The following is a 20,118-nucleotide window of genomic DNA, read 5'->3' as shown; positions in this document are numbered from 1 at the left end:
CCCTCAACGGGAAGACTGCGCTTTTTTCTTCTTGTGCCAACCCTCTATCAGGAAACCCGAAAGATAGATGACGAGGAACCCCGGCACCACGAAAAAGACGAAGACAGACCGGTCAGCGTCCGTTGCGAGCTGGCCGGACGACCAGATCATCCAGACCAGGATGAACCAGAAGGGTGCGATAAAAAGAAACGTGAGGTTCCAGAGCTTCGTGAAACTGTAGTGTATCATGTGCCTTCAGATATGGCCGCCCATGCGGAGTTTGCGTTCATTGTGCTTCTCCAGGATTATGCGCACCAGATACTGCAGAGCATTGAGCACATAGGTAAAGTAGGCAAGAAATGCCTCCCACACGAGCACCTCCTCGGGGTAGCCCATCCATGCCATGACAAAGTAGAGAAGGTGGAACGCCGCAGCGATGGTACTGCCGATGTCCTCCCAGAGGAATTCCTTCGAGTATACCCATTTGTCGAAAATCTCTTTCTCGAAGAACATGCCGGTCACGAAGAGAAGGGCAAAGAAAAGAGTCTTGAAGAGGATCGCCAGGCTCACCCAGTAGAAGGAGGTGATGATGCCGTTGAGATAGAGCGCCGTCACCGTGACGCCGATAAGGAAAATGATGAACTGGATGGGAGCGAGGATAATCTGTATGTCGGTCCATACCGAGGCGTTCCTCTTTGCCAGCTGCTCCGGGGTATAACGAGGCATAAAATAATAGGCTGGTGACTGGTGGCGGCAAAACTCAAAGCAAGGAATATAGCAAAATCCCCCCTAGAGAAAAAGCATCGGAAGGGCTTCGGGAAGATGAAAAAATACATCTGCGGTCATGCTCACGCACTGTTTTTTTAGAAAATTCATATAAATTGAAAGATTAATGCCATGTCCTTCCAGCGTGCCTCCTTCGGGGAGTGACGGCACCGGTTGCCCCGGTTACCGCGAAGCTTTGTCAACGCCGAGATTTCCAACAGGACCAAATGCCATTGACGACCGCAACCCGATCCCTGAAAATCCTTCTGGTGTCACCCCAGGGGAAAATGGACGACGACAGCAACCAGAAGCCGCTCTTTCACATGGCGCTTGCCGTGCTGGTCAGTCTGACTCCCCCGCAACATACCATTGAAATGGTCGATGAGCACTTCCACGACGATATCGACTACGACGGTGACTACGACCTCGTCGGCATCACCTCGCGAACCCTTGAAGCTACACGTGCCTACGAGATAGCCGATACCTTCCGTGCCCATGGAAAGAAAGTCGTCCTCGGCGGACTGCACATCTCATTCAACCCCGAAGAAGCAGCCATCCACGCAGACAGCATCGTTGTCGGGGAAGCCGACAACCTCTGGGCAGCTCTCATTGAGGATGTCGGAAACGGAGTGCTTAAAGCGCTCTATGACTCAAAGGAATATCCTCCAGTAAAGGAGATTGTGCCGATAGACTACGCCCGCATCTCTCGTTCCTCGAAACGGGGCAAAGTCGACGGCACCAAGTCGATCCCGATCTACGTTACCCGCGGGTGCCCGTTCAACTGCTCGTTCTGCGTTACACCCAATTTCACCGGCAAGCAGTACAGGGCCCAGAAGGCCGAATCGCTGAAAACGCAGGTCGAAGAGGCGAAAAAATATTTCTTCAAGGCGAGCCGCAGTTCAAAAAAGCCCTGGTTCATGCTCACCGATGAAAACCTCGGCATCAACAAGAAAAAGCTCTGGGAATCCCTCGACCTCCTCAAAGAGTGCAATATCACCTTCAGTGTCTTTCTCTCGATCAACTTCCTTGAAGACCCTCAAACGGTCAACAAACTTGTCGATGCCGGCTGCAACTTCGTGCTCGCCGGGCTCGAGTCCATCAAGCAGAGCACCCTTGAGGCCTATAACAAAGGTCACGTCAACTCCGCGGAGAAGTATTCGAAAATCATCGAGGAATGCCGCAGAGCCGGGCTGAACATCCAGGGGAACTTCCTCTTCAACCCCGCCATCGACACCTTCGAGGATATCGATGAGCTGGTGCGGTTCGTCGAAAAGAACCATATCTTCATGCCCATCTTCCAGATCATCACTCCCTATCCGGGAACACAGATGTACATGGACTATAAGCGCGACGGACTTATCACCATAGAGGACTGGGAGAAATACAACGCACTGCACCTCGTCATCAAGTCCGACCGCTATGATCCCGTGCTGTTTCAGTACAAGGTGCTCAGAAGCTACAAAGGCATATACTCCTGGCGCCACATCGCCGGCAGGATCTGGTACAACCCGAAAAAGTTGATCAACCTCATCACAAACCTCGCCTTCCGCCACCACCTCACTTCGGAGCTCAAAGCCTTCGAGGCAGCACACAACCTCTCCTCAGAAAGTCTCCGGAATGTACGGTAGGCAAAGCGCTCACCGGGGCAGGAAGGCGACGGAAAGCTCCCTGAGCCTGGCCTCGGCCCACGCATTCAAACTCCTCGGGCTCCGAAGCCACAGCCGGATGGAACTAGAGACGAAACTCCGTAAAAAGGGATTTGAAGAAGCGCACATCGCCGGCTCGATTGAGCGGCTCATTGAGCTGAACCTCATCAATGACCGTACGTTTGCCGAAGAGTTCATGAGAAGCCGGAGCCGAATGAAACCGGCCGGCCGCATCAAGCTCAAGATGGAACTCCGCAAACGGGGCGTCGAAGACGCCATCATCGACGAAATACTAAAGCGTCACGATAGCACTGGAGCGTGCCTCGATGCCGCAGAAAAGAAGCTGAGGGCGATTGGAGGCTCACCGGGAACCAGAGAAAAGGAAAAACTGGTACGTTTCCTGCTGGGAAGGGGGTTCATGTGGGGGGAGATCCGGGAGGCGCTTGAGACACTTATGCAGGGAAACGGGGGCCGGAGCCCCCTTGGGGAAAATGAAGAAGAAAGCTAGGCGTGCACAAGCGAACCGACATGCTCTCCACGGATCAGCCGTGAGAGGTTCCCTTTCTCATTCATGTTCATCACCACAATCGGCAGCGTATTCTCCCGGCAGAGTGTAATGGCCGTCATGTCCATCACACGGAGGTTCTTGCGGATGACGTCAAGGTAGGAGATTTTCGGAAAGAATTCCGCACCGGGGTTGGTTTCGGGATCAGAATCGTAAACGCCATCGACACGGGTGCCTTTGACAATGACATCGGCTTCAATCTCAATGGCCCGAAGCGAAGCGGCCGTATCGGTGGTGAAGTAGGGATTGCCTGTCCCGGCACCGAAAATCACAACCCTTCCTTTTTCAAGGTGGCGGATTGCCCGACGGCGGATGAACGGCTCGGCCATCTGTTCCATCTTGATGGCAGTCTGCAGCCTCGTATACACTCCAAGGCGCTCCAGAGCGTCCTGAAAAGCGATAGAGTTGATGACGGTGGCAAGCATGCCCATGTAGTCGGCCTGGACGCGGTCCATGTTCTTGGCTGCATCGGAAACACCCCGGAAGATATTGCCGCCACCGATGACCAGTGCGATCTCGGCCCCCATGTCGCGGGCTTCTTTCACCTCTTCGGCAAACCGCTCAAGCATTTCAGCATTGATGCCGTAGCCATCAACGCCCGCAAGAGCCTCTCCGCTCAGTTTCAGCAGGATGCGCCTGTATTGCATAGTCATTATCCTCCGGGAAAGTGGTTAAGAGGGGTACCCTGAAGAAAGCCTACACCTTTAAATCTGCACAAAAAAACCGGGCAAAAAAAAGCCCCGATACCGAGGCTTTTTCATTACTCATTCTCCAAGCTGGTAGCGGACAAATTCCTTCACTTCCAACTTGGTCTGCACTTGCTTGCTGAACTCATCGAGCACGGCAGACACTTTCAGGTTGTTCGACTTGATGAAGGCCTGCTCAAGAAGCACCACCTCCTGATAGTACTTATCGAGGCGACCGAGAACGATCTTGTCGACAAACTCCTCTTTCTTGCCCTGGCCCAGCGCCTGCTGGCGGTAGATCTCGGATTCCTTGGCAATCAGTTCCTCGGGAACGGCGGAACGGTCGACTTCGATCGGTGCTGCAGCTGCGACCTGCATGGCGAGGTCCTTGGTAAGGCCCGTCACCGCATCAGGCTTGTCAGTCGCCACATGGATGATGGCTCCGAGCTGGGCTCCGGGGTGGACATAGGACTCGACGAGGCCATCTGAAGCATCAGTGAAAACGAGACGCTTCAATTCAATCTTCTCTCCGAGCTTCCCGGTCATGGTCTTGATTGCATCGTCGACGAGTTCGCCACCCATCTCCTCCGTCATCCTGAGCTTCAGGAGCTCAGCAGCCGAAGCGATACGATTCTGCAGGGCGAGCTCGGCAAGTGCTCCGGCAAAGCCGGTAAACACCTCACCACGAGCCACGAAATCGGTCTCACAGTTGAGTTCGAGAATGACGCCCGACTTGCGGTCCGACGACACCCTGATGCAGATCATGCCTTCGCTGGCATCTTTGTCTGCACGCTTGGCGGCAAGAGCGGCACCTTTCTTGCGAAGGTATTCGATGGCCTTCTCCATGTCGCCGCCGGTCTCCTCAAGGGCCTTTTTACAGTCCATCATGCCGATACCGGTCGTATCGCGCAGGTCCTTTACATCTTTTGCTGAAATCTGGCTCATGTCTCTAGGCTGTTGTCTTGTAATTCTTGTTGTGCTTGTTACTCTGCGCTTTCCTCTGCACCCTCGGCAGCTTCCGGCTCATCCATCTCTGCGAGGACTTCCTGCTCGACCTTCATGGCACGTGCGTTGACGACGGTGTCGGCCACGGCCTTTACCATAAGCTGAATGGAGCGGATCGCATCGTCGTTGGCAGGAATGACATAGTCAACCTGCTCCGGGTCGCAGTTGGTGTCGACCATTGCGAAAATCGGGATACCGAGCGAACGGGCTTCCTTGATGGCGATGTGCTCTTTTTTAATGTCGACGATGAAGAGTGCTGCAGGCAGACGGGTCATCGTGGCGATGCCGCCGAGGATCCGCATGAGTTTCTCGCGCTCGCGGGCAAGCATGAGGCGCTCTTTTTTGGTAATCATGTCGAAGGTACCGTCCGTCTCCATCCGTTCGATGGAGTTCATGCGCCTGATGCTCTGGCGGATGGTGGAGAAGTTGGTGAGCATGCCGCCGAGCCAGCGCTCACAGACGAAAGGCATGCCGGCGCGCGTGGCCTCGGCTGCGATGATCTGCTTGGCCTGCTTTTTGGTGCCGACAAACATGATCTCCCTGCCGGTCTGGGCAATGGCATCGAGTGCGTTGAGGGCATCATCGGCGAGAACGAGGGTCTTCTGAAGGTCGATGATATGAACGCCGTTCTTCTCCATGAAGATGTACGGCTTCATTTTCGGGCACCAGCGGCGTGCGAGGTGGCCGAAGTGGACTCCTGCGCGGAGCATCTCTTCAAGCTGAAAGTGTGACATTTGTCGTGTCCTTGTGTTTAGTTGTTGCCTCTACCGCCGCCCGCATGCCGGGACCCGGCGCAACAGCGCCGGACACTGCCGGAATGCTCCATCCGGGGGAAACCCCCGGAACGGCGCGGTATGTGGGATGTTGTACGAAAAAAAGTAATCCGGAAATATCAACGCTTGGAGAACTGGAAGCTCTTGCGCGCCTTTTTGCGGCCGAACTTCTTGCGCTCGACCATGCGGGGATCCCTGGTAAGAAGGCGTTCCTGCTTCAGGACCGCACGGGCCGCGTCATCGAACTCGGTGAGAGCACGGGCAATGCCGAGGCTGACCGCTCCCGACTGGCCGCTGAGTCCGCCGCCTTTCACATTGACCTTGATGTCGAAGTCTTCAGTCTTCTCGGTCAGTACCAGCGGACGGAGTGCATGCAGACGCTTGACCTCGTCCCGGAAATATTCTTCGACCGGCAGCTTGTTGATGATGACCCTGCCCTTGCCCGGAGTCATGAACACCCGTGCAACGGAGGTTTTGCGGCGTCCAACGGTATCGATAACCTCTTTCATTCCCTCTCGCTTTATTGTTTAGTGTATTTTCATTTCAGTCGGCGCCTGAGCCTCATGCGGATGCTGAGTACCTGCATATACCTTCAGTTTCCTGAAGAGCTGGCGGCCAAGGTTGTTGTGCGGAAGCATGCCCCATACGGCGTGCTCAATGATCTTTTCCGGCTTTTTGCGAAGCAGGTCCTTCACGGAGTCTACCCTGACGCCGCCCGGGTAATGGGAGTGGGAGAAGTAGGTCTTCAGATTCTCTTTGTTTCCGCTGAGGGCTACTTTCTCGGCATTGGTGACCACGATGAAGTCACCGGTATCAACGTGCGGAGTGAACTGGGGCTTGTGCTTCCCCCTGAGGACTCTGGCGATCTCAGCCGCCATCCTGCCAAGAACCTGGCCTTCGGCATCTATGACATACCACTTCCGTTCGACATCGGCAGGCTTCGCCGAATATGTTTTAAAACTTAGCGTCTTGCTCATGCTGTGTGTACAATGGTTTTAACAGGACTTTTCCGAAAAATAAAGTTTATCAATGTAAATTATTTCACTTAATTCTACAAATTATACCGTTCTCCTTTTCACAGCCTCTCCGGGGGGAACGAACCCTTAGCAGCACTCCTTAGATGAAGCCTCTAATCGCCCTGGTCGGCCGACCCAATGTCGGCAAATCAACCCTCTTCAACCGTATCCTCCGCGAGAAGGCTGCCATCGTCGACCCCACGCCCGGAGTGACCCGCGATCGCCACATCGCTGAAGGGCACTGGCAGGGCCGCGAATTCCGCCTGATGGATACCGGAGGGTACGCTCCCGAGGATGGCGTCATCAGCACGGCCATGCTCGAACAGACCATGATGGCCATCCATGACGCCGACATCATCATTTTTCTGACTGACGTGCGCTCGGGCCTTTCCTACGACGACCTTGAGCTCGCCAAGATCCTCAAGAGGAACTTTTCCGACAAGCCGACCTTCCTTGCCGTCAACAAGGCGGAGTCGCCGCAGCTTGCCATTGAAGCGGCATCCTTCGTCAGCACAGGATTCACTGAACCCTGGGCAATATCGGCACGTGACGGCAGCGGCGTGGCCGACCTGCTCGATGAGATCCTCCTCAACTTCCCCGAGTCCGACGGCCCCCCGGAAGAAGACGGTGCCATAAGGCTTGCCGTCATCGGCCGCCCGAACGTCGGTAAATCCAGCTTCGTCAATGCCCTCCTCGGCACCAACCGCCAGATTGTCTCCAGCATTCCCGGCACCACGCGCGACGCCATCGACACCCGTTTCACCCGTAAACAGCAGGAGTTCCTTCTGATCGATACGGCAGGTCTGCGCAAGCGGACAAAGATCAGTGCCGGAATCGAGTATTACAGCTCGCTGCGCAGCGAACGGGCCATCGAACGCTGCGAAGTGGCCATCGTCATGCTCGATGCCACACCGGGCATCGAAAAGCAGGACCTGAAGATCATCAACATCGCCGCTGAACGCAAACGCGGCGTGCTCCTCCTCGTCAACAAGTGGGATCTCGTCGAAAAGGACTCCAAGACGAGCAAGCTGTACGAAGAGACCCTCCGCTCCCATATGGGAAACCTTTCCTATGTCCCGGTTATCTTCACCTCGGCCCTGACGAAAAAGAACCTCTACCGCGCCATCGATACAGCAAAAGAGATCAGCCAGAACCGCTCGCGGAAAATCAGCACGAGCGCCCTCAACCGATTCCTCGAGGAGGCTCTTGCCGCCAACCACCCATCCACCCGGACGGGCAAGGAGCTGAAAATCAAGTACATGACCCAGATCGAGGCACCTTGGCCGGTATTTGCATTTTTCTGCAATAATCCGGAGCTTGTACAGACCAATTTCAGGAAATTCCTCGAAAACAAGCTGCGAGAGAAGTTCAGCTTAGAGGGTGTCACAATCTCGCTGCGCTTCATGCAGAAGTAACTTCCGCAATCATTTAACCCACCCGATAAAGCCATGCCCGCAATAGACCAGCAGCAGATTCTCCAGGCACTCTCCACCGTGCAGGAACCCGACCTCAAAAAAGACCTCGTCACCCTCGGCATGATCCGTGACATTGCCATCAGCGATGCTGGCGATGTGTCGTTCAGCGTGGTGCTCACAACACCGGCATGCCCCTTGAAGGAAGAGATCAAAACGGCCTGCATCAATGCCGTAAAGGCCGGTGTGCCGGGAGTCGGCACCATCAGGGTAAATCTGGAGGCGAAAGTGACTTCCGGCTCCAGCTGCAGCCACGGCCATGAGCCCGGTGACGGGCACAGCCATGACAACGGACACCAGTGCTCGAGCGGCCAGTGCGGCGGGCATGACAAACCGCTCCAGGGTGTGAAAAACATCATCGCCGTGGCATCAGGAAAGGGCGGGGTAGGAAAATCGACCCTCGCCGTCAACCTCGCCGTCAGCCTCGCAGAAAGCGGCGCGAAGGTCGGACTCATCGACGCCGATCTCTATGGACCGAGTATCCCTACCATGTTCGGGCTCCACTCCGAGAAGCCTGAAATGTCGGGCAAGAAAATCCGGCCGCTTGAAAAATTCGGGGTGAAGCTGATGTCGATCGGCTTCCTCATTGAAACCGACACCGCCGTCATATGGCGCGGTCCGATGGCCTCCAGCGCCATCAAGCAGTTCATCACCGACGTCGACTGGGGCGAGCTCGACTATCTGGTCTTCGACCTTCCTCCCGGAACCGGAGACATACAGCTTACGCTCGTACAGACCATCCCCGTCACCGGAGCCCTCATCGTCACCACTCCGCAGGACGTGGCACTAGCCGACGTTTCGAAAGCCGTCAGCATGTTTGGGAAAGTAGGTGTCCCCATCCTCGGCCTCGTGGAGAACATGAGCTGGTACGAACTTCCGGACGGTTCAAGAGACTACATCTTCGGCCAGAAAGGCGGAGAGCGCTTCGCCAAAGCCCAGGGGCTGTCGTTCCTCGGAGCCATTCCGATCGAGCGCGGTGTCGGAGAGGGCAGCGACAGCGGCATGCCCTACGTCCTCGGCAAACCCGAATCCACGTCGGCCAAAGCGCTGAAGGGTGTTGCAATGGAGACTGCCCGCAGGATATCCATCACGAACGCCTCATGCCGGGACGAGAACACCGGTTGCGGCAGCGGATGCGGATGCGGGAACGATGAAACGGTTTAGAGTTGTTTTTTTGAGGACCGGGGTAGATATTACCCTGTTCCTCCGGGGAGGTTCACCTGTATTTCCAATTACTAAAAGATGTATGCCATGAGCACAAGCAAAGACTACCTGCCGAACAGCGATGCACTCTATGACCGTGTGATCGCCGCACTTGAAACCGTACGCCCATACCTGCAGGTTGACGGCGGAGACTGCCAGCTTGTCGGCATCACCAAGGATATGGTTGTGGATGTGAAACTGCTTGGAGCATGCGGCAGCTGCCCCATGAGCACCCTGACCCTTCGGGCGGGCGTCGAGCAGGCCATCAAGAAAGCCATTCCGGAAATCGTCCGGGTGGAATCCGTCTAAGCTGCTGACCGCAAGGAGAGAAATCGACCCGGGCCCGCTGAGGTCCGGGAGCCGGTTTCATCAAGAGGTCACTGCTTATACCGCTCCTAGTAATCCTCTTCGGGGGGCGCGTTCAACCTCACTTCAAGTTCACTCAGGTCGGCAATGAGCACATCACGTGCACGGCTTCCATCCTGCGGCCCTACGATCCCCTCTTTCTCCAGCTGGTCCATAACCCTTCCCGCACGGCTGAAGCCGAGCCGGAGCCGCCGCTGGAGCAGCGAAGTACTACCCTGCTGGCTCATAACCACAAGCCTTGCTGCCTCGTCAAATGCCGGGTCCCGCTCATCATCTTCTGCACCAAACGACTGTGGGGCACCATTCTCAGAGCTTCCCCGTTTCCGCATCTCACCCTTCGGCAGAAGAACGTCACGGACATCCGTCAGGGCATGCTGGCTGCCGATATAGCGCGTCACTGCCTCTACTTCTTTCGACGAAACATATGGCCCCTGGAGGCGGATGGCCTTCGGGAGTGAAGACGGCTGGTAGAGCATGTCACCATCGCCGAGAAGCTGTTCGGCGCCGGACCCGTCAAGAATGGTTCTCGAGTCCACTTTGCTTGCCACCTGAAAGGCGATGCGCGAAGGGAAGTTCGCCTTGATGATGCCTGTGATGATGTCGACAGAAGGACGCTGGGTAGCCACGATGAGATGGATGCCGACAGCGCGGGCCAGCTGGGCAAGGCGCGTGATAGGCTCCTCGACGTCGCGGCCGGCGGTGATCATGAGATCGGCGAGCTCGTCAATGACCACAACGATGTAGTACATCGCATCCATGGGGTTCGCCCGGTTAAAGTCCCCGATGTTGCGGACCCCGGCCTGCTCGAGGCGGATATAGCGCAGCTCCATCTCCTTTTCGACGCACTTCAGGGCGTAGACCGCTTTCTGCGGCTCCGTTACAATCTGTTCATCGAATCCGGGGAATCGAAGCAGGAAGTGGTTTTTCAGGTGCTGGTAATGGAACAGCTCGACCCGCTTCGGATCGATAAGGACGAACTTCACCTTGTCGGGAGTGCAGGAGTATAGGAGGCTGGAGAGAATGACGTTGATGCCGACCGACTTGCCCGAGCCGGTCGAGCCGGCGATGAGGAGGTGCGGCATGGCGGTCAAGTCATCGATATAGACCTCGTTTGAGATGGTCTTGCCGAGCACGATCGGCAGGATGTAACGGCTGTTCTTGAACTTCTCCACCTGCAGCACGCTCCGGAGCATGACGGTCTCAGGGCGGCTGTTGGGGATCTCGACGCCGACGGCGTTCTTTCCGGGGATGGGCGCGATGATGCGGATGCCCCTGGCGGCAAGGGCCATGGCAAGGTCATTTTCCAGCGCCGTCACCCGGCTGACCTTCACATCAGGCGCAAGTTCCATCTCAAACAGCGTCACCCTCGGCCCCACCGTCGCCTGTATCCTCATCACCTCGATCTTGTAGATGGAGAGCTTTTCGAGGAGACGTCGCTTGCTTTCGGCAAGATGCTCCTCATCAATCCCGCCATCACCCTCCGGTCCCTTTTCAAGCAGGTCGATGGAGGGTATGCGGTAGGTATCGCGGTCTTTCGTCTTCACCTTCAGCTTGCGATCGTCGAGATCAGCCTCCATTTCATGGGTGGCCTGCTGAACGACAAGCTCCACACCGTCATCCCGACTTACGCCGGGGGGGGAAGAGAAGAGGGCAGGCGTACTATAGGGTAAATGGGCGTTGCCCTCGAGGCGTTCTGGTGCGGGGGGAGGAACTACAGAAGCCTCAGCGGGCCTTGCTATGGCAGCCGGTACGGCAGCGGGTTCATTTTTTTTTTACCGAGAGCCCGGAACACGTTCCCGATCCGTGAAAACAGGCGGGATGGCATGGCCGCAACCGTAGGCACAACACCCGCCCCTACGCCGGGGAGCATGATGCGGCTGAGATAGAATGACGGAACAGCAGCAATAGCCAGCAAAAGCGCCCACGCTCCCGTTGCGCCAAGCAATGTAGAGAACATCTCGGCAAGCATCCTGCCGACAGCTCCAGCAAGAAGGTCGCTGAATGCGAACGGTGTCAGCCCCCCCATTGCCGCCAGATCCAGCGACATCAGCACGCTGTACAGGAAAAAGATCAAGGCCGACTTCAGGCTTTTTGAACGGAACAGAGAGACCCCCCAGAAGAAGACCGCGGAAAAGAGCAGGAGCGAGGGGAAGCCAAGGAAAGAGCGGACGAAAAAGGACCCCACCCTTGCGCCGAGAAGCCCGAAGGGGGTCTGGATGTGGGCTACAGCATCACGTGCTGCAGGGCCCAAAATGTCATACCAGGGCAACTGGAGATAGACCGCCTGGTCACCGGGATGGAAGGTGATGGTCGAACCGGCAAGGAAAAGGGCGGAAAGCATCAGGACAATCCCTCCGATCTCCCGTTTAAGAGCCCCGTGCCCCGATTTTTTCCCGGTATCCGCGCTGTTGTCCTTTTTCCTCTTCACCCTTGAGTTTCTGTGGTTGAATGATTGAACCCTCCCCCTTAGGAGAGGGAGGTTTTCACGAACGGCAGGGGCCGTATCGTACCCGGCTGCATGGTGCCGCGTATCTCGACGAACACCCTCGTGCCCGGCTTCTGGTACTCGCGAAGGAGGCTGCAGGTACCCACCGGCTCCTGAAGGGTCGGCGAGAGGGTGCCGCTGCACACCCGCCCGATCTCCTGATGATCGCTGTTGAAGAGCTTGCAGCCCTGGCGCGGCAGTGCGCGCCCCTCAAGCACAAATCCTGCAACCGAACGTTTCGGATTCAGTTCCACCTGAAGACAGGCCTCCCGGCCGATAAAGTGCCCTTTGTCCAATTTCACCACCCATTTCAGGCGGGCTTCAAGGGGGTTGGTATCCTCATCGATTTCATGCCCGTAGAGAGAATATCCCATTTCAAGGCGGAGGGTATCGCGGGCGCCGAGACCGATTGGAAGGATTCCTTCAGGCTGTCCGGACCGGAGCAGCTCTTCCCAGAGCGGAAGGGCCATCTCATTCGGCACACAGATTTCAACACCGATCTCGCCGGTATAACCGGTGCGGGCCACCATCAGCTCCACACCGCGATACTCCAGTGTGCAGAAGTGGAACGACCCGAGAGATGGGGCGACGAGGGAAGGCAGCACCTTTTTCAGGATATCGAACGCCTTCGGACCCTGAAGGGCGATCAGCGACATCGCCGCTGAATGGTCTTCAAGCACGACACCATCATATTCTGCCACATGCTCCTGGAGCCACTGGTAATCTTTTTCGCAGTTGCCTGCGTTGACGATGATGAAAAAGGTTTGGGCGTCGATGCGGTAGATGATGAGATCGTCAACGATACCGCCGCTTGGATAAAGCATCACGTTGTACTGGGCCTGACCGTTTTTAGCGCGGCTGAGGTCATTGGTGGTCATATGCTGGAGGAACTCCTCCGCACGGGGCCCCTTCACATAGAAATTCCCCATGTGCGAGACATCGAAAAGGCCCGCCGCACTTCGGACGGCCCGATGTTCGGCAATGATGCCTGAATACTGAACCGGCATAAGCCATCCGCCGAAATCAATAATCCTCGCCCCGGCCTTCTCGTGCCAGGGATACAATGCTGTTTTTTTCATGTACTCACTCTTCTGGTGTTGGCCTTACGGAACTGGACTCTTCAGGCTGCGGACGGGCGAAGGTGGCCCTTCCGCAGGTCTCCTGTTCTTCAATATACGAATCCACAACGCTTGCTGAAGAGGTCGGCGCACTTTTCAGTGGCGGCCTTTCTGCTTGTCGCGTTTGATCTTCTGCGGCTTGCAGAGCGCATCTTTCTTTCTGGCTACACGGGCACACCTGCGGCATATATGGCGCGCCCCGCCCTCCTCGGCCACGCGCCCGGCATGGCGCAGCGCATCCTTTTCCTCGAGCCGGCAGAGCTTCTTCATCAAACAGGCCTCAGTAACGGATTTGGTTACTGAGCTCATTCCTGTCGCCCTCCCGGATCGGAAAATGCCTGGAAAGCAGCTCACCGCAACGGCCGACAGCCTCGCAAAGGGCAGCTGCAGCATCACCGCGCCGGATGCCCTGGACTATGCCGCCGACGAGCTCCGTCCATGCTCCGGGGTCCACTTTCTCGTTGATGCCTTTGTCGGCCACAACCCTGACCATGTGCTCAAAAAGCGAGATATAGATGAGTACGCCCGTCGCCGCCTCGGTGCCGTTGATCCCCTTCTGGTAAAACGCTGCAAGGGAGGCTTTTGCGACAGCGTCCTGCATATCCGTTTTGCGGGCAAACATGCGGCGCAGGGGTGCAAGACGCACGAGCAGTTCATGGAAAACGATGAAAAGCGGAACGAAGACACCGAGAAAATGCCACATGCCGTCTCCGCCCTGAAAATGCCCCACCGCCACAGCGACGATCATTGAAGAAAACAAGGCCCCGACCACCGAAGCGTGGCGATAGCGGGAACTCTCCTCGACCACCATCACGACAATCTCCCCCGAAGTGCTCGCCTCGGCCGCTTTGATCCGCTCCTCTACCTGCCGCTGGCCGGATTCAGTGAGCAGCTTCCGTACCGGATTGTATTTCATTTTCTCCTCCTGCATTGTTGTGGGACCCTTCGCCCTCACCAGCTCCCCGAAGCGCCGCCGCCACCGAATCCGCCGCCTCCGCCCCCAAAGCCACCGCCGCCGAAACCGCCTCCACCACCAAAGGTGCCGCCTCCGTAGAAACCGCCTCCGGGACCGCCGGAGATGAACGGCCCCCCACCGCCACCGCGATGGCGGCTGAAAAGGCCGCTGAAGTATATGAAAAAGAGCAGCAGCATAAGCATCGGCAGCGACACCCGTCCCCCCTTCTTCGGAGCCCCGGGTTCAGCCCTGTATTCCCCGTGTACAGCTGCTATGATGGAGGAAACTCCCTGCAGGAATCCTTCATCGATCCTGCCTGCGCGAAACAGCGGAACCATTTCGTTCTGGACGATGCGCCCGGCCGTAAGGTCGGTCAGGCTCCCTTCTAGGCCATAGCCGACCTCGATGCGGATCTTGCGGTCATCACGCGAAGCAATGAGCAGCGCGCCATTGTCCTTGCCTTTGCGGCCGATCTTCCATGCCTCGGCTACCCGCATGGAGAAATCCTCTATTGCGTCTCCCTCGAGTGAAGGAACCGTCAGCACCACTACCTGGGTCGATTCCTCTTTTTCAAGGCGCGCAAGGCTGCGATCGATTGAGGCCCGGGCAGAGGGAGAGATCATTGCGCCGTAGTCGTTCACCCTGCCGGACAGCGCCGGAACATCAAGGGCAAAGAGTGTGGAAGAAAAGGCTGCAAGGAGCGGAATGAGCAGCACAAGCACGCCGAGGGCCCTTACGGGCAGGGCCCCGGCGTCGTGCACTCTCTCTCTGAAGAAGGTCCGGACCATCCTCAGAATTTCACCTCCGGCAGGGCCTTCGAGGCTTCATCAGCCTTGAAGTACTCTCTCGGCTTGAGTTTCAGAAGCAGCGAATTGGTCATGGAGTTCGGGAACTGGCGGATCGAGAAGTTGAGGGTTTCGACAGCGCCGTTGTAGCGCTGGCGGGCAACCGCAATGCGGTTCTCGGTGCCTTCCAGCTGGTTCTGGAGGTCGCGGAAGTTCTGGTTGGCCTTGATTTCAGGGTAGCGCTCAACCGTCACGAGGAGGCGGGAGAGACTTGAGGAAAGTGCGCCCTGTGCGCTCTGGAAGCGCTGCATGGCCTGAGGGTCGCTGAGCATCTCGGGCGTCATCGTCACCGACGATGCTTTGGCGCGGGCCTCGACGACGGCAGTAAGGGTTTCCTTTTCGAAATCCGCCGCACCCTTCACCGTGGCGACAAGGTTCGGCACGAGATCCCCTCGGCGCTGGAGCTGCGACTCAAGGTCACCCCATGCACGGTTCACGGCTTCGTCGTTCTGCTGGATGCTGTTGTAGCCGCATCCTGAAAGGGAACCGAAGAACAAGAGCAGCGTAAAGATCTGTATGACACGGATAGCCATCGGTTTTCTGGAGGTGGTGTTCATGGGGTATGGTGTTGGTTGTTCAATGATTGCAAGGGTAAACATACAAACAATTCTGCAAAAGCATTCCGTTCAGCTGATAAGCCGCTCCACGGTGAAGACGCCGCCCACCTTCTTCAGCTTGTCCATAAGGGCACTGAGCTTTTCGGTGTTGCGTACATAGACCATGACGGTGCCGACGAACATCCCGTCGCGGGCATGGAGCGAAATGCTGCGGATGTTGGTATCGAACTTCGACATGACGAGGGTGAGCTGGTTGGTGATGCCGATACGGTCTTCTCCGACGATTCGGATGCCTGCGAGGAAGTCGGTTTCGACCTTCCGGTTCCACGATACCGACACCACCCGCTCACTTTTCTGCAGGTTCTCGTTACTCACGTTGATGCAGTTTTTCCGGTGGATCTTCACCACGCCTTCTGCAGTAACGAACCCGATGACATCATCTCCCGGAACCGGCTGGCAGCATTTCGCGTAAGCGTATGCGATATTGTTCATTCCGGCGATCGTGACCTCGTCCCGCTTTTTCGGCTGATCCTTCCGATCCTCGCCGCCCTCCCGGGCCGTGCGAAGATACTCTGCCAGCTGTTTCGGATCCTCCCTGACCTCAAGCGATTCCGGCTCCCGCTGTTCGCTGTTGACGCGTTTGATGACCTCTTCGCCGTTGATCTGCTGGTTTGCCAGGGCGCTGAAAAAGTCCGCAGGGGTCTTCACCCCGTATCGTCGGGCGTAACGCACGATGTCATTGTCCGAGAGGAGCTTCTTCGTCCCCGTAAGCATCTTCTCCCACATACCGCGACCCTTTTCGATCTGAAGGCGGCGCTCTTCGTTGATGGCCGAACGGATCTTCAGTTTAGCACGGTGGGTCACCACCAGCTTCAGCCAGTCAGCCTTGGGCTGCTGGTTCTTGGAGGTGATGATCTCTACCCGGTCTCCCGACTTGAGTTCGGCGTTCAGCCGGACAATGCGCCCGTTGACCTTCGCGCCGATGCATCCGTTGCCGATTTCGGTGTGGATGGAATAGGCGAAATCGATCGGGGTTGCGCCGGCCGGCATGGTCTTCATGTCGCCCTTCGGGGTGAAAACATAGATTTCGTCATGGTAGAGATTGAGCTTGAACCCCTCCATGAATGCGGCCGCAGAATCGGCGTCCTTGATGAGCTCGCGGGCCCAGCGGAGGAACGAGTCGATGCTGGCGTCGTCCTTGCTGATTTTCTCCTTGTAGCGCCAGTGCGCCGCGACGCCGAGTTCTGCGAACTCGTGCATGCGCCGGGTGCGGATCTGCAGCTCCACCATGTTGCCCTTCGGGCCGATGATGGCAGAATGGAGCGACTGGTATCCGTTATGCTTGGGGATGGATATGTAGTCCTTGAAGTGCTGCGGAACGGGCGGATACTTCTGGGTGATGAAACCGTAAACGGCAAAACAGTCGGCGATGCGTTCCGTATCGATGATCACACGGATGCCGTAGAGGTCGTGGATATCCTCGTAGGTCTTGTTCTTGTTGCGCATCTTGTTGTAGATCGAAAACAGGTGCTTAGCCCGTCCCTGCACCTCGACCTGGAAGCCCTGCTTCTCAAGGTCATCCTTGATGGGATCGATCATCTTGTTGAGGTAGGCGACCCGCTCGCCCCTCGTCAGGCGGACTTTCTGCTGCAGGAATGCGAACATCTCCGGGTCGATGTACTTCAGGGCGAGGTTCTCGAACTCCACCTTCATCTTGCCGAGACCGAACCGATGCGCAAGCGGTGCGTATATGTCGCGCGTTTCCAGAGCGATCTTCAGCCTCCGGTGCTCGGGGAGCGACTCGAGGGTGCGCATATTATGCAGCCGATCGCAGAACTTAATGAGGATGACGCGGATATCCTTCACCATCGAGAGCAGCATTTTCCGGAACCCTTCAGCCTGCGTGGTCTCGCGGTTGATCATGATCCCGGATATCTTCGTCAGCCCTTCGACGATGTCTGCGACCTCAAGACCGAGTTCGGCGGAAATGTCCTCATAGGTATAGCCGCTGTCCTCGATCACGTCGTGCAGAAGCGCGGCGGCGACCGATACGCCATCAAGCGGCAGCTCGTTGAGCAGAATCGTTGCGACCTCCACCGGATGGTAGAAATAGGGCTCGCCGGAAGCGCGCTTCTCCCCCTCATGGGCACGGTAGCACATGAAAAACGCCCGCTGTATCAGCGATTCATCGACCTGCTTGAGGTTCTGGCGTGCAAGACGCAGAATCTCATGGAGTTTCTGGTAGTGCTCCTTTTCTATCTGGGCCAACATAGCCGCTTCTGCTCCCCTTGAAAAAAAGTGGTAGATGCTGAAGGGGGTCCCGCTCCGGGCCCCCCGTCTCTTCTCTATAAAACTTTATTTCGCCATTAACAAAACAATGCACGAAGAAAAACTACTCCAACCTCATGCCTGCTCTCCTTTGCCGGGAGGTGCCGCGCCGCCAAGACGATCTTCGAGGCGTGCAATCTCGTCGCGCAGATATGCGGCCTTCTCATATTCCATGGCAAGCGCCGCCTGCTGCATCTCGGCGCGAAGTTCTGCAGCCATCGCACGGCCCTCCTCGGGGGTCATGGACTCGAGAACACCTGCAAGCAGTCGTTCAGGACGCGGCTCAAGTCCGAACCGGCGGCGGCGGTAGCGTTCCTCGGCATCGGCGACACTGGTGGTGTCGAGGATCTCCTCGACCGACTTTGTGATGGAGCGGGGCGTGATGCCGTGCTCCTCATTATACCGCTGCTGGATCTCGCGCCGGCGGGCAGTCTCGTCGAGCACTTCCCGTATAGAGCGGGTGATGGTGTCGGCATAGAGCACCACGAAACCCTCAACATTTCTCGCAGCCCTGCCGGCAATCTGCATGAGCGACCGGGTATTGCGCAGGAACCCCTCCTTGTCGGCATCGAGAATCGCCACAAGGGAGACTTCCGGCAGGTCAAGCCCCTCGCGAAGAAGGTTGACACCGACAAGGACATCGATCTCCCCCGTACGGAGCTCGCGCAGAATCTGCATCCGCTCAAGGCTCTTGATCTCGGAATGAAGGTATCGGGACCGGACGCCTGCCTTGCGGAGGAAGTCGTGCAGGTCTTCGCTCATCCGCTTCGTCAGGGTCATCACCAGCACCTTGTGCCCTCCGGCGTTATGGCGGCGGATCTCCATAAGGAGATTGTCAATCTGACCCTTCACGGGGCGAACCTCCACCGGAGGATCGAGCAACCCGGTCGGGCGTACCACCTGCTCGACAACAACGCCGCCCGAGCGTTCAAGCTCGAGATCTCCGGGCGTTGCGCTGATGCAGATGACCTCAGGAACCATGTCCATGAATTCATCGAAGCGGAGCGGCCGGTTGTCGAGCGCAGAGGGCAGACGGAACCCATGCTCGACAAGAATGGACTTGCGTGAGCGGTCACCCCCGTACATACCGCGGATCTGCGGCAGGGTCACATGCGACTCATCGACCACCACCAGATAGTCCTCGGGGAAATAGTCAAGCAGACAGTGCGGCCGCTCGCCGGGATTGCGAGCCGCGATGTGGCGTGAATAGTTCTCGATGCCGGAGCAGTAGCCGAGCTCCTTCATCATTTCAAGGTCATACCGGGTCCGCTCCTCAAGCCGCCCCGCCTCCACAAACCTTTCGGCCGAGCGAAGCTCGTTAAGCCGGCCGGCCAGTTCATTTTCAATCCGGAGCATAGCCTGTTTCAGCTGTTCCTCTCCGGCAACGAACTGGCGGGCGGGGTAGATGAATGCGTAGGGATCGCTGCCGAGCACTTCGCCGCTCGACATGTCGAAGGTCTGCAGGCTTTCTATCTCGTCGCCGAAAAACTCCACACGGAGCGCCAGCTGGTCGTAGGCGGGAATGAGATCGATGATGTCACCGCGCACCCGGAACTTGCCGGAACCGGGATCCACGTCGTCGCGCACGTAATGGAGGGAAATAAGCTCCTGCAGGAAACTGTTGCGCTCCTTCACCATGCCGGTGCGAAGCTCTATGATCTGGCTCTTCCACTCCTCCGGAGAGCCGAGGCCGTATATGCAGCTGACAGAGCTGACGACGATCACGTCACGCCGACCGCTGAGCAGGGCGCTGGTGGCCTTCAGCCGGAGGCGTTCGATTTCATCGTTGATGCGCAGGTCCTTGGCAATGTACTTGTCGATCGAGGGCAGGTATGCCTCCGGCTGGTAGAAGTCATAGTAGCTGATGAAGTACTCGACAGCGTTGTCTGGAAAGAACTGCCGGAGCTCCCCGTAAAGCTGCGCGGCAAGTGTCTTGTTATGGCTCATCACGAGCACCGGCCGCCCGGCCTGGGCGATCACGTTGGAAATAGTGTAGGTTTTTCCCGATCCAGTCACACCGAGCAGCGTCTGGAACGGACTACCGGCCTGCAAGCCTGCAGTGAGTTCCCGAATGGCCTTCGGCTGGTCGCCCGCAGGTTCGTAGGGGCTCACCAGCCGGTACACTCCCTTATCCATCCCAATCCCCTTCCGATCTCTCTGCACACACACTCCCTGCTACATACTTGTTTTGAATACCGTCGAATCATGCCCGGAGCGCGTCAACCCGGACCCGGGCTGTTTATACGAACCGACTCCGCCTGTTGATACCTTAAGAGGACTCCCGGCTGTTAATACCTAAAGAGGACCAACGGCTGTTAACACCTTAAGAGGACTCCCGGCTGTTGATACCTGAA

Annotated in this window: 21 protein-coding genes; 5 read left to right on the top strand and 16 right to left on the bottom strand. The window is 57.1% G+C overall.

Annotation, left to right across the window (positions count from 1 at the left end):
* Positions 1 to 3 precede the first annotated feature (3 nt).
* Together A3K90_RS04085 and bchF are read right to left on the bottom strand one after the other, a co-directional pair.
* A complete protein-coding gene (locus A3K90_RS04085) occupies positions 4 to 228 on the bottom strand; it encodes a hypothetical protein (RefSeq protein ID WP_303681293.1) in 225 nt (74 codons plus the stop codon).
* Positions 229 to 234: 6 nt separating this feature from the next.
* Positions 235 to 705, bottom strand: coding sequence for a 2-vinyl bacteriochlorophyllide hydratase (gene bchF / locus A3K90_RS04080; protein WP_303681292.1), 471 nt, complete (start codon positions 703 to 705; stop codon positions 235 to 237).
* Between the two features lie 266 nt (positions 706 to 971).
* On the opposite strand from bchF, the gene A3K90_RS04075 reads away from it, so the two are divergent.
* Both A3K90_RS04075 and recX read left to right on the top strand, forming a co-directional pair.
* Entirely contained in the window at positions 972 to 2,372 is a 1,401-nt protein-coding gene (locus A3K90_RS04075) for a radical SAM protein (protein WP_303681291.1), read from the top strand.
* Entirely contained in the window at positions 2,362 to 2,898 is a 537-nt protein-coding gene (gene recX / locus A3K90_RS04070) for a recombination regulator RecX (protein WP_303681290.1), read from the top strand. The genes A3K90_RS04075 and recX overlap by 11 nt, the downstream gene beginning before the upstream one ends.
* Here the strand turns inward: recX and pyrH are convergent.
* From pyrH to rplM, 5 genes are all read right to left on the bottom strand, one after another.
* Entirely contained in the window at positions 2,895 to 3,602 is a 708-nt protein-coding gene (gene pyrH, locus A3K90_RS04065; protein WP_303681321.1) for a UMP kinase, read from the bottom strand. The genes recX and pyrH overlap by 4 nt on opposite strands.
* Positions 3,603 to 3,719: 117 nt before the next feature.
* Positions 3,720 to 4,586, bottom strand: coding sequence for a translation elongation factor Ts (gene tsf, locus A3K90_RS04060; RefSeq protein ID WP_303681289.1), 867 nt, complete (start codon positions 4,584 to 4,586; stop codon positions 3,720 to 3,722).
* 38 nt (positions 4,587 to 4,624) lie between these two features.
* Entirely contained in the window at positions 4,625 to 5,380 is a 756-nt protein-coding gene (gene rpsB / locus A3K90_RS04055) for a 30S ribosomal protein S2 (protein ID WP_303681288.1), read from the bottom strand.
* A gap of 158 nt (positions 5,381 to 5,538) precedes the next feature.
* Entirely contained in the window at positions 5,539 to 5,928 is a 390-nt protein-coding gene (gene rpsI, locus A3K90_RS04050; protein ID WP_303681287.1) for a 30S ribosomal protein S9, read from the bottom strand.
* Positions 5,929 to 5,946: 18 nt separating this feature from the next.
* On the bottom strand, positions 5,947 to 6,396 hold the full coding sequence (rplM, locus tag A3K90_RS04045; RefSeq protein ID WP_011357164.1) for a 50S ribosomal protein L13: 450 nt from the start codon (positions 6,394 to 6,396) through the stop codon (positions 5,947 to 5,949).
* A 143-nt stretch (positions 6,397 to 6,539) separates the two neighbouring features.
* On the opposite strand from rplM, the gene der reads away from it, so the two are divergent.
* From der to A3K90_RS04030, 3 genes are all read left to right on the top strand, one after another.
* A complete protein-coding gene (gene der, locus A3K90_RS04040) occupies positions 6,540 to 7,850 on the top strand; it encodes a ribosome biogenesis GTPase Der (RefSeq protein ID WP_303681286.1) in 1,311 nt (436 codons plus the stop codon).
* A 33-nt stretch (positions 7,851 to 7,883) separates the two neighbouring features.
* On the top strand, positions 7,884 to 9,071 hold the full coding sequence (locus tag A3K90_RS04035; protein WP_303681285.1) for an Mrp/NBP35 family ATP-binding protein: 1,188 nt from the start codon (positions 7,884 to 7,886) through the stop codon (positions 9,069 to 9,071).
* An 87-nt stretch (positions 9,072 to 9,158) separates the two neighbouring features.
* On the top strand, positions 9,159 to 9,419 hold the full coding sequence (locus A3K90_RS04030) for a NifU family protein (RefSeq protein ID WP_041463992.1): 261 nt from the start codon (positions 9,159 to 9,161) through the stop codon (positions 9,417 to 9,419).
* A gap of 86 nt (positions 9,420 to 9,505) precedes the next feature.
* On the opposite strand, the gene A3K90_RS04025 is transcribed toward A3K90_RS04030, so the two are convergent.
* The 9 genes from A3K90_RS04025 to uvrB all read right to left on the bottom strand — a co-directional run bounded on the left by A3K90_RS04025 (position 9,506) and on the right by uvrB (position 19,900).
* Positions 9,506 to 11,086, bottom strand: a complete 1,581-nt coding sequence (locus tag A3K90_RS04025) for a DNA translocase FtsK (RefSeq protein WP_303681284.1) — start codon at positions 11,084 to 11,086, stop codon at positions 9,506 to 9,508.
* A gap of 125 nt (positions 11,087 to 11,211) precedes the next feature.
* Positions 11,212 to 11,904 (bottom strand): DNA translocase FtsK 4TM domain-containing protein, encoded by a 693-nt coding sequence (locus A3K90_RS04020; RefSeq protein ID WP_303681283.1) that lies wholly within the window; start codon positions 11,902 to 11,904, stop codon positions 11,212 to 11,214.
* A gap of 38 nt (positions 11,905 to 11,942) precedes the next feature.
* Positions 11,943 to 13,040: a glycine cleavage system aminomethyltransferase GcvT gene (gene gcvT / locus A3K90_RS04015; RefSeq protein ID WP_303681282.1), complete on the bottom strand. Its 1,098-nt coding sequence runs from the start codon at positions 13,038 to 13,040 to the stop codon at positions 11,943 to 11,945.
* A gap of 135 nt (positions 13,041 to 13,175) precedes the next feature.
* Complete coding sequence (locus A3K90_RS04010) at positions 13,176 to 13,349, bottom strand: hypothetical protein (protein WP_303681281.1); 174 nt, start codon at positions 13,347 to 13,349, stop codon at positions 13,176 to 13,178.
* Between the two features lie 10 nt (positions 13,350 to 13,359).
* Positions 13,360 to 14,010: a TPM domain-containing protein gene (locus A3K90_RS04005; RefSeq protein WP_303681280.1), complete on the bottom strand. Its 651-nt coding sequence runs from the start codon at positions 14,008 to 14,010 to the stop codon at positions 13,360 to 13,362.
* A gap of 20 nt (positions 14,011 to 14,030) precedes the next feature.
* Entirely contained in the window at positions 14,031 to 14,822 is a 792-nt protein-coding gene (locus A3K90_RS04000; protein WP_303681279.1) for a YgcG family protein, read from the bottom strand.
* A 2-nt stretch (positions 14,823 to 14,824) separates the two neighbouring features.
* Positions 14,825 to 15,412: a LemA family protein gene (locus A3K90_RS03995; protein WP_303681320.1), complete on the bottom strand. Its 588-nt coding sequence runs from the start codon at positions 15,410 to 15,412 to the stop codon at positions 14,825 to 14,827.
* Positions 15,413 to 15,505: 93 nt separating this feature from the next.
* Complete coding sequence (locus A3K90_RS03990; protein WP_303681278.1) at positions 15,506 to 17,707, bottom strand: bifunctional (p)ppGpp synthetase/guanosine-3',5'-bis(diphosphate) 3'-pyrophosphohydrolase; 2,202 nt, start codon at positions 17,705 to 17,707, stop codon at positions 15,506 to 15,508.
* A 132-nt stretch (positions 17,708 to 17,839) separates the two neighbouring features.
* Positions 17,840 to 19,900, bottom strand: a complete 2,061-nt coding sequence (uvrB, locus tag A3K90_RS03985; protein ID WP_303681277.1) for an excinuclease ABC subunit UvrB — start codon at positions 19,898 to 19,900, stop codon at positions 17,840 to 17,842.
* Positions 19,901 to 20,118 lie beyond the last annotated feature (218 nt).

The organism is Pelodictyon luteolum (genome assembly GCF_001622165.1).
Taxonomy (GTDB): Bacteria; Bacteroidota; Chlorobiia; order Chlorobiales; family Chlorobiaceae; genus Chlorobium; species Chlorobium luteolum_B.
This window is presented reverse-complemented; position numbering and strand designations above follow the sequence as displayed.